This window comes from Pseudomonas syringae (assembly GCF_001698815.1).
GTDB classification, from domain to species: domain Bacteria; phylum Pseudomonadota; class Gammaproteobacteria; order Pseudomonadales; family Pseudomonadaceae; genus Aquipseudomonas; species Aquipseudomonas syringae_A.
This window is the reverse complement of record NZ_LGSI01000061.1, coordinates 17,215-31,126: the sequence shown is the minus strand read 5'-3', so window position 1 is coordinate 31,126 and position 13,912 is coordinate 17,215. Positions and strand designations below refer to the sequence as shown.

Below are 13,912 nucleotides of genomic sequence, written 5' to 3'. Positions count from 1 at the left end.
ATGCACGGCGAATCTCCGATCAAGCGTCGCGAATCTCGAAAAATCTGGGTCGGCTCTGTTCCGGTCGGTGGCGATGCGCCAATTGCCGTGCAGAGCATGACCAACAGCGACACCAATGATGTCGCGGCCACGGTCGCGCAAATCAATCGTCTTGAAGCTGCGGGCGTGGACATCGTGCGCATTTCGGTGCCCGATATGGACGCCGCCGAAGCGTTCGGCCGTATCAAACAGCTGGTCAAGGTGCCGCTGGTTGCCGATATCCACTTCGATTATCGAATCGCCCTGCGCGTTGCCGAACTGGGTGTCGATTGCCTGCGGATCAATCCGGGCAACATCGGTCGTGAAGACCGGGTTCGCGCGGTAGTGGATGCGGCCCGTGATCGCGGCATCCCGATCCGGATCGGCGTGAACGCCGGCTCCCTGGAAAAAGACCTGCAGAAGAAATACGGCGAACCAACGCCTGCCGCGCTGGTGGAGTCCGCTTTACGGCACGTCGAGCACCTTGAACGCCTGAATTTCCCGGACTTCAAGGTCAGCGTGAAAGCCTCCGACGTGTTCATGGCCGTCGAAGCCTATCGCCTGCTGGCCAAGGAAATCGTCCAGCCTTTGCACCTGGGTATCACCGAAGCCGGTGGCCTGCGTTCAGGCACAGTGAAATCCGCCGTTGGCCTCGGTATGCTGCTGGCCGACGGGATTGGCGATACTATCCGCATCTCGCTGGCCGCTGACCCGGTCGAAGAGGTGAAAGTCGGCTACGACATCCTCAAATCGTTGCACCTTCGTTCCCGTGGCATCAACTTCATCGCCTGCCCGAGCTGCTCGCGGCAGAACTTCGATGTGGTCAAGACCATGAATGAACTGGAAGGGCGTCTCGAAGATTTGCTGGTGCCGCTGGACGTTGCCGTTATTGGTTGTGTGGTCAACGGTCCGGGTGAAGCCAAGGAAGCGCATATCGGCCTGACTGGCGGTACGCCGAACCTGATCTACATCGATGGCAAGCCGGCGCAGAAGCTGACCAATGACAATCTGGTGGATGAGCTGGAACGCTTGATTCGCCAGAAAGCGGCCGAAAAGGTCGCAGCCGACGCAGCGCTCATCGCGCGCGGCTAACCCAAGAATTGTTAAGGATTTTTTGTGAGTAAGTCTCTGCAAGCCATTCGTGGCATGAACGATATCCTGCCCGAGCAGACCCCGTTGTGGCGTCATTTCGAAGGTACCGTCTCGCGTTTGCTGGATAACTACGGTTACCGGCAGATTCGCATGCCCATCGTGGAGTTCACTGATCTGTTCAAACGCTCCATCGGCGAAGTCACCGACATCGTTGAAAAGGAGATGTACACCTTCGAAGACCGCAATGGCGATTCGCTGACCTTGCGTCCTGAAGGTACCGCCGCGTGCGTGCGTGCGGTGCTTGAACACGGCATCACTGGCGGTGGCCAGGTGCAGAAACTCTGGTACATCGGTCCGATGTTCCGCCACGAACGCCCGCAGAAAGGCCGTTATCGCCAGTTTCACCAGATTGGCCTGGAAGTCTTCAACCTCGACGGCCCGGACATCGACGCTGAGCTGATCGTCATGACCTGGCGTCTGTGGAAGGAACTCGGCATTCGCGACGCGGTGAAACTGGAGCTGAACAGTCTCGGCACCAGCGAAGCGCGTGCGCGTTATCGCGATGCACTGGTGGAATTCCTCTCGTCGCGTCTGAGCGAGCTGGATGAAGACAGCCAGCGTCGCCTGAAAACCAATCCGTTGCGTGTGCTCGATACCAAGAATCCGGAGACCCAGGCTGTGCTGGTCGATGCGCCGAAACTGGCGGATTACCTGGACGATGAGTCGCGGATCCATTTCGAAGGCCTCAAGGCGCGTCTGGATGCGGTCGGTATTCCTTACGTGATCAACCCGAAGCTGGTGCGCGGGCTGGACTATTACAGCAAGACCGTTTTCGAGTGGGTTACCGACAAACTCGGTTCCCAGGGCACGGTTTGCGCCGGTGGTCGGTACGACGGGCTGGTTGAGCAAATGGGTGGCAAGCCAACGCCGGGCGTTGGTTTCGCCATGGGTATCGAGCGTCTGGTGCTGTTGCTGGAAACCCTGGAGCAGATCCCGGAAGAAATTTCCCGTCAGGTGGATGTTTATCTGTGCGCGTTCGGCGAAGCGGCCGAACTGGCTGCGCTGGCCCTGACCGAACGGGTTCGTGACCAACTGCCAACCCTGCGTTTGCAGGTCAACGCCGGTGCCGGTAGCTTCAAAAGCCAGTTCAAGAAAGCCGACAAGAGCGGCGCTCTGTTTGCCCTGATCCTCGGTGAAGAGGAATTGGCGCAGCAAGTGATCGGCGTTAAACCCCTGCGTGGTCAGGGCGAACAACAAAATATTGCCTGGGATGCTCTGTCCGAGCACCTGGCCTCCTGCGTTGTGCAGGGTTGAAGCTGATTAACAGCCGATTTAGCGAATAGGAGTATTGGGGTGTCGCGTACCGAAGATGAAGAGCTGGCGGTAATGAAGGACTGGTGGCAGCGTAACGGCAAACCCCTGTTGACTGGCGGTTTGCTGGCGTTGGTCATTGTCCTTGGCTGGCAGGCGTGGAGCAGATACGAGAGCAATCAGTCCCAGGGTGCTTCCGCGCTGTACCAGCAATTGCTGGAAACCGCGCTGACGCCCAGCGGCCAGGCCGACACCGCACGTGTCGCCGATATCGCCAACAAGCTGAAAAGTGAGTTCGGTGGTACGGCTTACGCACAGTACGGCAGTCTTTTCGTCGCCAAGGTGGCGGTGGACAATGCCAAGCTGGATGACGCAGTCGCCGAGCTGAAACTGGTCACCGACAAGCCGGCCAGCGACACGCTGGGCGAAATCGCCCGTCAACGCCTGGCTCGCGTGTTAGCGGCACAGAACAAGACCGAAGATGCACTGAAACTGCTGGAAGGCGATGCCGACAAGGCGTTCCTGGCCAGCCGTGAAGAACTCAAGGGTGACCTGCTGGTACAGTTGGGTCGCACTGACGCTGCGCATGCTGCTTACCAAAAAGCCAAATCCGCGCTGTCTGAAGAAGCAGCCGTAGGTGGCCTACAAATGAAGCTCGACGACTTGGCCAAAGGGGATGCGTGACGTGATGCGTTGGAAACATGCAGCATTGCTGGCTCTGGCCATTTTGGCCGCGGGTTGCAGCAGCAACAGCAAGAAAGAATTGCCACCGGCCGAGCTGACTGACTTCAAAGAAGAAGTGGTTCTGCACAAGCAGTGGAGCCGTTCGATCGGTGACGGTCAGGGCGAAACCTACAACATGCTGGTTCCGGCGATCGACGGCGACCGCATCTTCGCCTCTGACGTGACCGGCGTGATCATGGCGCTGGATCGTCTGAACGGCGACGTGGTCTGGAAGAAAGACCTCGAACTGCCGGTTTCCGGCGCAGTCGGTGTCGGCTACGGCATGCTGATGGTGGGTACGCTCAAGGGCGAGATCGTCGTCCTTGACGAAGCCACCGGCGAAGAAAAATGGCGCGCTCGCGTGACCAGTGAAGTACTGGCTCCGCCTGCCACCAACGGTGACGTGGTGGTTGTCCAGACTCAGGATGACCGTGTGATCGGCTTCGATGCCGCCACCGGTACTCAGCGCTGGATCTACGAAAGCACGCCGGCAGTATTGACCCTGCGCGGTACTGGCGCGCCGATTGTGACCAACCACCTCGCGGTGGCTGGGCTGTCGACCGGTAAAATCGTTGCACTGGACACCGCCAGCGGCGTGCCGGCCTGGGAACAGCGCGTTGCTATCCCGCAAGGTCGCTCGGAGCTGGAACGCGTTGTCGATATCGACGGCGGACTGCTGCTTTCCGGTGGCACCTTGTACGTTGCCAGCTATCAAGGCCGGGTTGCCGGTCTGGAACTGGAAAGCGGTCGTGTACTCTGGCAGCGTGATGCTTCCAGCTACGCCGGTGTCGCCCAGGGTTTTGGCAGCGTCTACGTAAGCCTGGCCAACGGCACCGTCGAAGGTATCGATGAGCGTTCGTCCACAGCGCTGTGGAGCAACGATGCTCTGGCCCGCCGCCAACTCGGCGCGCCGGAAGTTTATTCCAGCTACGTTGCGGTCGGCGACATGGAAGGCTATCTGCACCTGTTGAGCCAGGTCGATGGTCGTTTCGTGGGGCGTGAGCGCATTGACAGCGACGGCCTGCGTGCCCGTCCGCTGGTCGTTGGCGACATGATTTATGTGTTTGGCAACAGTGGCAAGCTGGAAGCCCTGACCATCAAGTAAAGACTGTCTATGCTTGAGGTCCTGGACCTCTCGCAACCCTGCTCCGGCAGGGTCTGCAGCGCCGAGAGGCGCTGCTCCGAACTCCGGCCGCTGCCCTGCAGCGGCTTTTGTATTTTCTGAAATAACGAAGTGGAGAGCCGCATGGTTCCCGTAATCGCCTTGGTGGGTCGACCGAACGTCGGCAAGTCCACCTTGTTCAACCGCCTGACCAGGACCCGCGACGCTATCGTCGGCGATCTGTCCGGTCTGACCCGTGATCGCCAATACGGTGAGGCCAAGTGGCAAGGGCGTTCCTACATCCTGATCGACACCGGCGGTATTTCCGGCGACGAGCATGGCATGGACGAAAAAATGGCCGAGCAGTCGCTGCTGGCCATCGAAGAAGCTGACGTCGTACTGTTCCTGGTTGACTCCCGTGCCGGTTTCACCGCTGCGGACCAGATGATCGGCGAGCACTTGCGCAAGCGTGGCAAGCGTTCCTACGTGGTTGCCAACAAGGTCGACAACATCGATCCGGAAATGGCCCGCGCCGAATTTGCCCCCCTGGGCATGGGCGATGCTATTCCTGTAGCGGGTGCGCACGGTCGTGGCATCAGCCAGATGCTGGAAATCGCCCTCAGCCAGTTCCCGAAAGACGAAGGGGAAGAGGAAGAGGAAGGTGAAGCTGAAGTCGTCGCCGAGGGTCAGGAAGCCAAGCGCATCCCGGGTCCGAGCGAAAAAGACGGCATCAAGATCGCCATCATCGGTCGTCCCAACGTCGGCAAGTCGACGCTGGTCAACCGCATGCTCGGTGAAGACCGGGTTATCGTTTATGACGAGCCCGGCACCACCCGCGACAGCATCTACATCCCGTTCACCCGCAACGACGAAAAGTACACGCTGATCGACACCGCCGGTGTGCGCAAGCGCGGCAAGATCCACGAGGAAGTTGAAAAGTTCTCGGTGGTCAAAACCCTGCAGGCCATCAAAGACGCCAACGTGGTGATCTTCGTGATGGATGCCCGTGAAGGTGTGGTCGATCACGACCTCAACCTGCTGGGCTTCGCCCTGGAGTCCGGTCGTGCGCTGGTCATCGCCCTGAACAAGTGGGATGGCATGGTGCCGAGCGAACGCGACTTCGTGAAGACCGAGCTTGAACGGCGGTTGTTCTTTGTCGACTTCGCCGATATCCACTTCATCTCGGCCTTGCATGGCACGGGCGTGGGTAACCTGTATCAGTCAGTGCAGAACTCGTTCAAGTCCGCCGTTACGCGCTGGCCGACCAGCCGCCTGACCCAGATCCTCGAAGATGCGGTCAGCGAGCATGCGCCGCCGATGGTGGGCAGTCGTCGTATCAAGCTGCGTTATGCGCACTTGGGTGGCGCCAACCCGCCATTGATCGTGATCCACGGGAACCAGGTCGAGAAAGTACCGAAGTCTTACGTCCGTTACCTGGAAAACACTTACCGTCGCGTGCTGAAACTGGTCGGTACGCCGATCCGTATCGAGTTCAAAGGCGGCGAGAACCCGTACGAAGGCAACAAGAACACGTTGACTGACCGTCAGGTCAACAAGAAGCGTCGAATGATGTCGCACCATAAGAAAGCCGACAAGAAACGTCGCGACAAGCGTTGATTCTGTAACAGGCTTTCTCCGAAAAGGCGCTAATAGCGCCTTTTTTTATGCGCGCTCTATGGGCTATTCTGGATGACCCGTGCCACCGTGGAGCCGGGCGTACAGTTGAGAAGGCCCCATGATTACGAGCAAGCTGCCCAACGTCGGCACCACCATTTTCACCGTCATGTCCCAGCTCGCAGCCGAGACCGGCGCGATCAATCTTTCCCAGGGTTTCCCGGATTTCGATGGCCCGCAAGCGCTGCGCGATGCCTTGAGCCGTCATGTTGCCGAAGGTCATAACCAATACGCGCCAATGACCGGTTTGCCCGCGCTGCGCCAGCAGGTTGCAGCCAAGATTGCGCGCAACTACGGCCGTCAGGTCGACCCGGAAACAGAGATCACTATTACGCCGGGCGCTACCCAGGCGATATTCTGCGCGATCCAGACCGTGGTGCGGCCCGGTGATGAAGTCATCATTTTTGACCCGTGCTACGACAGTTATGAGCCGTCTGTGGAGTTGGCGGGCGGGCGTTGTGTGCATGTACAACTGGCTCTGGATGACTTCGCCATTGACTGGCAAAAGCTCAGCGATGCACTGAGCCCGCGGACCCGCATGATCGTGATCAACAGCCCGCACAACCCGAGCGGAGCGTTGATCAGCCGCGCCGATCTCGATCGTCTTGCTGCACTGATTGCCGATCGTGACATCTATCTGCTCAGCGACGAGGTCTATGAGCATCTGGTGTTCGACGGTGTTCAGCACGCCAGCGTCCTGGCCCACGAAGAGCTGTATCAGCGCGCATTCGTGGTCAGCTCGTTCGGCAAGACGTATCACGTCACCGGCTGGAAAACCGGCTATGTCGTTGCGCCTCCGGCATTGACCGCCGAGCTGCGCAAGATCCACCAGTACGTGAGTTTCTGCGGCGTCACGCCGTTGCAATACGCGTTGGCCGACTTCATGGCTGAGCATCCCGAGCACGTCGAAGAACTTCCGGCGTTCTATCAGGCCAAACGGGACTTCTTCTGCGACCGACTGAAGAGGTCGCGCTTCAGCTTCACGCCAGTCGGCGGTACCTACTTCCAGCTGGTGGACTATTCGCAGATCCGGCCGGACCTCAACGACGTGGACATGTCACTGTGGATGACCCGCGAGCATGGCGTTGCGAGCATCCCGATTTCGGTGTTCTATCAAAGCCCGCCTGAAGGCCAGCGGATCATTCGCCTGTGCTTTGCCAAGCGCGAAGAAACGTTGCGTCTGGCAGCGGAGAAGTTATGCGCGATCTAAGCCAGTTGCCGAATCTGAATCTGGCGTTGGTCCAGACCTCTCTGGCCTGGCATGACCGCCAGGCCAATCACGAGCATTTCGCCATGCTGCTGGACCCGCTCAGCGGTGCTGATCTGGTGATCCTGCCGGAGATGTTCACCACGGGTTTTTCCATGGCGTCGGAAACCCTGGCGGAGCCGGAATTCGGGCCCACCGCCAAGTGGATGCTCGCCCAGGCCAAGCGCCTGCAAGCGGTAGTCACCGGCAGCATCATCGTCAAGGCGGCTGACGGCAGCCATCGCAACAGGTTGCTGTGGGCGCGCCCGGATGGGGAGTTGCTGCATTACGACAAACGCCATCTGTTCCGCATGGCCGGCGAGCATCAGCATTACAGTCCGGGTAATCAGCAGGTGCAGTTCGAGCTCAAGGGCTGGCGGATTCGCCCGCTGATTTGCTACGACCTGCGATTCCCGGTCTGGAGCCGCGATGCGCAGAACACCGATCTGCTGCTGTACACCGCCAATTGGCCCGGCGCGCGGCGTCTGCACTGGAATCGTCTGCTGCCCGCGCGGGCCATCGAGAATCTCTGCTACGTCGCTGCGGTGAACCGCACCGGTACGGACGGCAAAGGCTTCGCTTACACCGGCGACAGTCAGGTTCTGGATTTCCAGGGTGAAAGCCTGTTCAGCGCGGGTGAAGCAGAGGGCGTGTTTGAGGTGTCATTGAATGCGGCGGAACTTGCGGCTTATCGCACCAGATTTCCCGCCGATCTCGATGCCGATACATTCCAGATACAATAATTGTGTTCAGCTGTGTCTGAATCTGCCGATACGCCGTCTATCCATTACTGAATGTGTATTCTGGAGTCCGGCATGACCACGATCAGCACCGCATCATTGAGTTCCTATTCAACGGCCTTCTCCGTAACTGTCAAGAAGGACGACGCCGCGACTACCGCTGCGGCGACCGACGCGACCACGGCGACCGACGACAGCAAATCCAAGACTACTGCGGTCGGTGCAGCGGGCGGTGGTGGTGCGGCGGGCAGTTCGACGTCCAGTGCCACGCAGGAAAGCATCGACAAGCTCAAAGAGCAGATTAAAGAGACCGAAAAGCAGTTGCAGAAAGAGCAACAGCAACTGGCCGCTGCACAGAACCGCAGCGGTTCGGAAGAGGAAAAGGCTCAACGAGTGATGGCGATCCAGACTCAGATCTCCAGCACCACCGCGCTGCTGCAATCGCAACAGGCCGCTTTGCTGCAACTGACGACTAGCGGTGGCGTTGATACCACCGCGTGATAATGAGTCTGGTCGCGGCTTCACCGTAGGACCGGCTTTAGCCGGGAGGGTGTGCTCCCGGCTAAAGTCAGTCCTACGGCGTTTCAGTGTCAAGAACAGGCCTAAACAAAAAGCCCGAAGCAAATGCTTCGGGCTTTTTCGTTGCGGGCAGGCGTTTCAGGCAGCCTTGGCTTCCGCCTGGCTCAAGGAACGGTTCAGTGCGCTGAACAGGGCGCGGAAGCTGGCGGTGGTGATGTTTTCATCGATGCCTACGCCGTGGATCGCTCGTTCGCCATTCACACGCAGTTCGATGTAGGCAGCGGCCTTGGCCGTGGTGCCTGCGCCGATGGCGTGCTCGTTGTAGTCCATGATTTCCACGCCCACCGGCAGGCTTGAAACCAGCGCTTCCAGCGCGCCGTTGCCTTTGCCTTTCCAGCGTTGGGTTTCGTCGTTGACGCTGACTTCCGCATCCACGGCGCTGGTGTTGTTCTCTTCCTGCAGACGATGACTGATCAGCGCGTAAGGCTTGTTGGCTTGCAGGTATTCGCGTTTGAACAGCGCGTAAATCTGCTGCGCCGACATTTCCAGGCCCAGGCGATCAGTTTCACCCTGCACGACCTGGCTGAATTCGATCTGCATGCGGCGCGGCAACGAGATGCCGTATTCCTGCTCCAGCAAGTAAGCGATGCCGCCTTTGCCGGACTGGCTGTTGACGCGAATCACCGCCTCGTAGCTGCGGCCAATATCTGCCGGGTCGATTGGCAGGTACGGTACTTCCCACAATTCGTCCGGTTTCTGCTGGGTGAAACCTTTGCGAATGGCGTCCTGGTGCGAGCCGGAGAACGCGGTGTGGACCAGATCGCCCACATACGGATGACGCGGGTGAACCGGAATCTGGTTGCACTCTTCAACGACTTTGCGCACGCCGTCGATGTCGGAAAAGTCCAGTTGCGGGTTGAGGCCTTGGGTGTACATGTTCAACGCCACGGTGACCAAGTCCACGTTGCCGGTGCGTTCGCCGTTACCGAACAGGCAGCCTTCAACACGATCCGCGCCAGCCATCAGGCCCAGCTCGGTAGCTGCGACGCCAGTGCCGCGATCGTTGTGGGTGTGCAGGCTGATGATCACGCTGTCACGGCGAGTGATGTTGCGGCAGAACCATTCGATCTGGTCGGCATAGATATTCGGCGTTGCCACTTCAACCGTGGCAGGCAGGTTGAGGATGACTTTGTTCTCTGGCGTCGCGTTCCAGACTTCGATGACCGCGTCGCAGACTTCCTTGGCGAACTCCAGTTCGGTAGCGCTGAAGGTCTCTGGCGAATACTCGAAAGTCCACTGAGTGTCCGGTTGTTCGGCAGCGTATTTGACGAACAGCTTGGCGGCGCTGACCGCGATCTCTTTGACGCCAGCCTTGTCCTGGTTGAAGACGATGCGGCGGAAGGATGGGCTGGTGGCGTTGTACAGGTGAACGATAGCTTTCTTCGCGCCGCGCAGGGATTCAAAGGTGCGAGCGATCAAGTCTTCGCGGCCCTGGGTCAACACCTGGATCGTGGTGTCGTCCGGAATATGGCCGTCTTCGATCAGGGTACGAACGAAGTCAAAGTCAGTCTGCGAAGCGGCTGGGAACGAAGCTTCGATTTCCTTGACGCCGACGCTGACCAGGGTCTTCCAGAATCGCAGCTTCTTGACCGCGTCCATTGGCTCGATCAGCGACTGATTACCATCACGAAGGTCGGAGCTGCACCAGATCGGCACTTCGGTAATGGTTTTCGAAGGCCAGGTGCGATCCGGCAAATCAATAGTCGGGAACGCGCGGTACTTCTTGGACGGATCTTTGAGCATGGTCATGGGGAAATCCTTGGGTTCTTGCGGGGCCGGGTAGAGGCGGCCAACCGATAATTCGAAAAGACAGGGGGCGAGGCACCGCGATCTAGCTTGGCAGTCGCGCACTGACCAGGCTGAGACAGCAATGTTGCCGCAACAGAATGAGGGTTTGGGCGGTATTCATGACGTCAACCGTAACCATTGGGGTGAAAGTTGGCAAGCAGTTGCAGAAAATTGAGAGAAAGTCGCGTTTTTGCAGAAAGTCTATGCTCGGCTAGCGCAGAATTGATTTTTTATAGGTTTTTATTGCTGGGTCATAAAGTCCGGCGCGATTCCGTTGGAGCGAGGCTTGCCCGCGATGGCGTTCGTCAAAAAGCGCTTTCGCGGGCAAGGTGGATCGCCACCCCGGTCGCGCCAACGGAACCCTAAGGCTGAAACGCCCCGATAAATATCGCCGGATCAACCCGCGCATCGTTCAGGCTGACGTTCCAGTGCATGTGCGGCCCCGTCGCGCGGCCGGTAGCACCGACTTTACCGACCACGCCGCCACGTACTACCGCATCGCCGACTTTCACGTCGATCTTCGACATGTGGCAGAACATGCTAATGAAACCCTGGCCGTGGTCAACGAACACGGTGTTGCCGTTGAAGAAGTAGTTGCCGGTCAGAATCACTTTACCCGCCGCCGGAGATTTGATCGGTGTGCCAGCGGGAACGGCAAAGTCCAGGCCCGCGTGAGGGTTGCGTTCTTCGCCGTTGAAGAAGCGACGCACGCCAAACTTGCTCGACAGCGGGCCGTTGACCGGCTTGTCCAGCAGCAGATTGCTTGGGATGGTGGGGGTGAAGGAGCGGTAGGCGGTGATCTGTTCCGCCAATTCGCCTTCGATACGCTTCAGGTCGGCAGGATCGGGATTCACCTGACGTTTGTTCTTCAGCGTGATGTGCTGTTCCGGGTACTTCTTGCTGCCGACGCTGAACGCCAGATTGCGGACGCCGCTGGCCTCTCTGATCGCCAACTGCTGAGACCCCGGCTTGACCGTCAATGGCACGCCGACAATAGCCAGCCAGCGGCTGTCCTGCTCCCGGACCACCAGCACCGGCTTGCCCTGATAAGTGGCTTTCGGCGCCTGGGCGCCCGTGCCCAGATCGACCACCGCAACGCCGCCGGGAACCGGCTTGTTCAGTAAGCGTGTGATGTAGCTGTCGGCATGGGCGGGCAGGCACAGAAAAACAGCAAGCAGCGGAGCTGAAAATCGCAGCATCAATATCAATCCAGAAGAGAAAGGGTGACGGGCGTCAGGTGATTGTCTTCGACCCTGACTTGCAATTCGCCTTCACCCAGCCGTGCCGTCAAGCGCTGGCCGGTTTGGGTCTGTGCGGCATTGCGAATCGCATGGCCGCGCTCGTCGAGCAGAATGCTGTAGCCGCGGCCCAGCGTCGCCAGCGGGCTGACCACGTGCAGGGTTTGCACCTGACTTTGCAGTTGCAGCTGACGAGTCTTCAGCGTGTCGCGCATAGCTTTGGGCAGGCGTGCGGCCAGCCCGTCCAGACGCTGGCGCAAGAAGGCGAGGGCGCGTCCCGGATGTTGGGCGGCAAGGCGGCTTTCCAGATGGGCGATGCGCACCTGGCGCTTGTGCATCTGCTGCTCGAAAGCGCGGCGCATGCGCATGTCCAGATCATCCAGACGCTGCGCTTGCTGGCGCAGGCGTTCGCCGGGATGGCGCAGGCGGCGGGAAATGCCTTCCAGGCGCAGCCGCTCGCGCATGAGTTTGTCCCGGATGCGACTGACCAGGCGGCGATGCAGGTTATCCACGCGACGATGCAGGTCACTGGAGTCCGGGGCCAATAGTTCGGCGGCGGCAGATGGGGTCGGCGCACGGACGTCAGCAACAAAGTCGCTGATGGACACATCGGTTTCGTGTCCGACCGCGCTGACAATCGGCGTCACGCAGGCATCGATGGCGCGAGCCACCGCTTCTTCGTTAAAGCACCACAAGTCTTCCAGTGAACCGCCGCCACGGGCCAGGATCAGCGCGTCGAAACCTCGCGCATCGGCCAGCTTCAGTGCGCGGACGATCTGCGCGATGGCGTCGCGGCCTTGCACGGCCGTGGGAATCAGGGTCAATTGCACTTGCGGCGCGCGGCGGCGAAACACGCTGATGATGTCGCGAATCACCGCGCCGGTGGGCGAGCTGATAATGCCGATGCGTTGCGGATGCAGTGGCAGCGCGACCTTGCGTTCGGCACTGAACAGGCCTTCGGCGCTGAGCTTTTCTTTCAGGGCATCGAAAGCCAGGCGCAGCGCGCCGTCGCCGGCAGGCTCCACCGTATCGAGGATCAGTTGATAGTCGCCACGGCCCTCGAACAGCGAAACCTTGCCGCGTACCTTGACCTGCAAGCCATCCTTGAGCGCCTGGCGAACCCGCGCCGCACTCTGCCGGAACAGCGCACAACGTACCTGCGCGCCGGAATCCTTGAGGGTGAAATAGACGTGGCCGGACGCCGGGCGCGACAGATTGGAGATCTCGCCCTCGACCCAGATATTACTGAACACATCCTCCAGCAACACCCGCGCACGGCCGTTGAGCTGGCTGACAGTAAGGACTTCCCGGTCGAGGCCGAGTCTTGCGAAGGGGTCTTTGATCATGGTGGGCATGATAATGGCAATGCCGGTCAAGCGCACGATTGGCGTGGACTTGTTGGAGCGAGGCTTGCCCGCGAAAGGGGCGGCACTTCCATCCAGTTTCCGCATTTGAAACACGGCCTTCGCGGGCAAGCCTCGCTCCAACGAATTAAACCGCGATAACTCGTGCCGTTTGCTAAAGTTCGCGTCGCGCAGATCTTTAAGGAAGAAGAGTGCAATGGGCAATACCGACATCATCGCCACATTCCTGCAAATGGGCTTCACGCCTCTCGACTGGCTACTGATCGAGCTGGGCGTGGTTGCGGCTTATATAGTGTTCGGCATCGCCGGTTTCGGCACGGCGCTGGTGGCCGGGCCGATTCTGATCAATTTCATGCCGTTATCGCGCATCATCCCGCTGCTGGTGATGCTGGATTTCATCGCCGCGTTCGGCAATTTGCTGCCGTCCCGGCAATCGGTGGTCAAGTCCGAATTGTTGCGTCTGCTGCCTTGCATGGCGGTTGGCTGCACGTTGGGCGTGCTGTTTCTGCTCAACCTCAAATCCGATGTGTTGCTGCTGTTAATGGGGCTGTTTATTACCGCTTACGCTGTCTATAGCCTGGCGGTGAAAGTGCGGCCGACACAATTGGCGGCGGGTTGGGCGATTCCCATGGGTACCGTCGGTGGGTTGTTCGGTGCCCTGTTTGGCAGCGGCGGCTTTCTTTACGCGATCTACCTCAACAGTCGGCTGACCGACAAGGCGCAGGCGCGGGCCACGCAAAGTGCATTGATCAGCTGCAGCACCATCGTGCGCTTGAGCCTGTTCCTGATTGCCGGTGTCTACGCGTAGATTCCGTTGCTGGTTCTCGCGGTGGGCCTGTTACCCGCGATGGCTGTGGGTTCGTGGATCGGCCGGGCGCTGACCATGAAACTGTCCCGTGAGACGTTCGTGCGGCTGGTGACCTGGTTGGTGTTGGTCAGCGGCATCGCGTTGATCGGGCGGTATATGGCCGGCTGACCGCTACACTTGACCTGACGCGACGGGGGATTAAGCTGCCGCACTCGATAAGCCGCTTGTG

At 59.5% G+C, this 13,912-nt stretch carries 11 protein-coding genes and 1 pseudogene; 9 read left to right on the top strand and 3 right to left on the bottom strand.

Features of this window, described 5'->3' with window-relative positions:
- The 8 genes from ispG to AFK24_RS21445 all read left to right on the top strand — a co-directional run bounded on the left by ispG (nt 1) and on the right by AFK24_RS21445 (nt 8,407).
- The gene (gene ispG / locus AFK24_RS21480; RefSeq protein WP_020292202.1) at nt 1–1,110 is read left to right on the top strand and encodes a flavodoxin-dependent (E)-4-hydroxy-3-methylbut-2-enyl-diphosphate synthase; all 1,110 of its coding nucleotides are present in this window, start codon (nt 1–3) and stop codon (nt 1,108–1,110) included.
- Nucleotides 1,111–1,134: 24 nt separating this feature from the next.
- On the top strand, nt 1,135–2,424 hold the full coding sequence (gene hisS, locus AFK24_RS21475) for a histidine--tRNA ligase (protein ID WP_065835145.1): 1,290 nt from the start codon (nt 1,135–1,137) through the stop codon (nt 2,422–2,424).
- Between the two features lie 39 nt (nt 2,425–2,463).
- Complete coding sequence (locus tag AFK24_RS21470; protein WP_065835144.1) at nt 2,464–3,105, top strand: tetratricopeptide repeat protein; 642 nt, start codon at nt 2,464–2,466, stop codon at nt 3,103–3,105.
- Nucleotides 3,098–4,249, top strand: coding sequence for an outer membrane protein assembly factor BamB (bamB, locus tag AFK24_RS21465; RefSeq protein WP_044901470.1), 1,152 nt, complete (start codon nt 3,098–3,100; stop codon nt 4,247–4,249). Before AFK24_RS21470 ends, bamB begins: the two co-directional genes overlap by 8 nt.
- Before the next feature lie 141 nt (nt 4,250–4,390).
- Nucleotides 4,391–5,863: a ribosome biogenesis GTPase Der gene (gene der / locus AFK24_RS21460; protein ID WP_065835143.1), complete on the top strand. Its 1,473-nt coding sequence runs from the start codon at nt 4,391–4,393 to the stop codon at nt 5,861–5,863.
- A 118-nt stretch (nt 5,864–5,981) separates the two neighbouring features.
- Nucleotides 5,982–7,130, top strand: coding sequence for a pyridoxal phosphate-dependent aminotransferase (locus tag AFK24_RS21455; RefSeq protein ID WP_065835142.1), 1,149 nt, complete (start codon nt 5,982–5,984; stop codon nt 7,128–7,130).
- The gene (locus AFK24_RS21450) at nt 7,118–7,909 is read left to right on the top strand and encodes an amidohydrolase (protein ID WP_065835141.1); all 792 of its coding nucleotides are present in this window, start codon (nt 7,118–7,120) and stop codon (nt 7,907–7,909) included. The genes AFK24_RS21455 and AFK24_RS21450 overlap by 13 nt, the downstream gene beginning before the upstream one ends.
- A 72-nt stretch (nt 7,910–7,981) precedes the next feature.
- Entirely contained in the window at nt 7,982–8,407 is a 426-nt protein-coding gene (locus AFK24_RS21445; protein WP_065835140.1) for a hypothetical protein, read from the top strand.
- 156 nt (nt 8,408–8,563) lie between these two features.
- Here the strand turns inward: AFK24_RS21445 and leuA are convergent, their stop codons facing one another.
- From leuA to xseA, 3 genes are all read right to left on the bottom strand, one after another.
- Complete coding sequence (leuA, locus tag AFK24_RS21440; RefSeq protein WP_065835139.1) at nt 8,564–10,234, bottom strand: 2-isopropylmalate synthase; 1,671 nt, start codon at nt 10,232–10,234, stop codon at nt 8,564–8,566.
- Nucleotides 10,235–10,635: 401 nt separating this feature from the next.
- Nucleotides 10,636–11,472, bottom strand: coding sequence for a peptidoglycan DD-metalloendopeptidase family protein (locus AFK24_RS21435; protein WP_065835138.1), 837 nt, complete (start codon nt 11,470–11,472; stop codon nt 10,636–10,638).
- Nucleotides 11,473–11,477: 5 nt separating this feature from the next.
- Nucleotides 11,478–12,857 (bottom strand): exodeoxyribonuclease VII large subunit, encoded by a 1,380-nt coding sequence (xseA, locus tag AFK24_RS21430; RefSeq protein WP_065835166.1) that lies wholly within the window; start codon nt 12,855–12,857, stop codon nt 11,478–11,480.
- A gap of 214 nt (nt 12,858–13,071) precedes the next feature.
- On the opposite strand from xseA, the pseudogene AFK24_RS21425 reads away from it, so the two are divergent.
- Nucleotides 13,072–13,851: pseudogene (locus AFK24_RS21425) on the top strand (sulfite exporter TauE/SafE family protein).
- Nucleotides 13,852–13,912: the final 61 nt, after the last annotated feature.

Coding starts and splice junctions, on each gene's coding strand:
- ispG (WP_020292202.1), top strand. CDS start 1: ATGCACGGCGAATCTCCGATCAAGCGTCGCGAATCTCGAAAAATCTGG.
- bamB (WP_044901470.1), top strand. CDS start 3,098: ATGCGTGACGTGATGCGTTGGAAACATGCAGCATTGCTGGCTCTGGCC.
- der (WP_065835143.1), top strand. CDS start 4,391: ATGGTTCCCGTAATCGCCTTGGTGGGTCGACCGAACGTCGGCAAGTCC.
- AFK24_RS21455 (WP_065835142.1), top strand. CDS start 5,982: ATGATTACGAGCAAGCTGCCCAACGTCGGCACCACCATTTTCACCGTC.
- AFK24_RS21450 (WP_065835141.1), top strand. CDS start 7,118: ATGCGCGATCTAAGCCAGTTGCCGAATCTGAATCTGGCGTTGGTCCAG.
- AFK24_RS21445 (WP_065835140.1), top strand. CDS start 7,982: ATGACCACGATCAGCACCGCATCATTGAGTTCCTATTCAACGGCCTTC.
- leuA (WP_065835139.1), bottom strand. CDS start 10,234: ATGACCATGCTCAAAGATCCGTCCAAGAAGTACCGCGCGTTCCCGACT.
- AFK24_RS21435 (WP_065835138.1), bottom strand. CDS start 11,472: ATGCTGCGATTTTCAGCTCCGCTGCTTGCTGTTTTTCTGTGCCTGCCC.
- xseA (WP_065835166.1), bottom strand. CDS start 12,857: ATGATCAAAGACCCCTTCGCAAGACTCGGCCTCGACCGGGAAGTCCTT.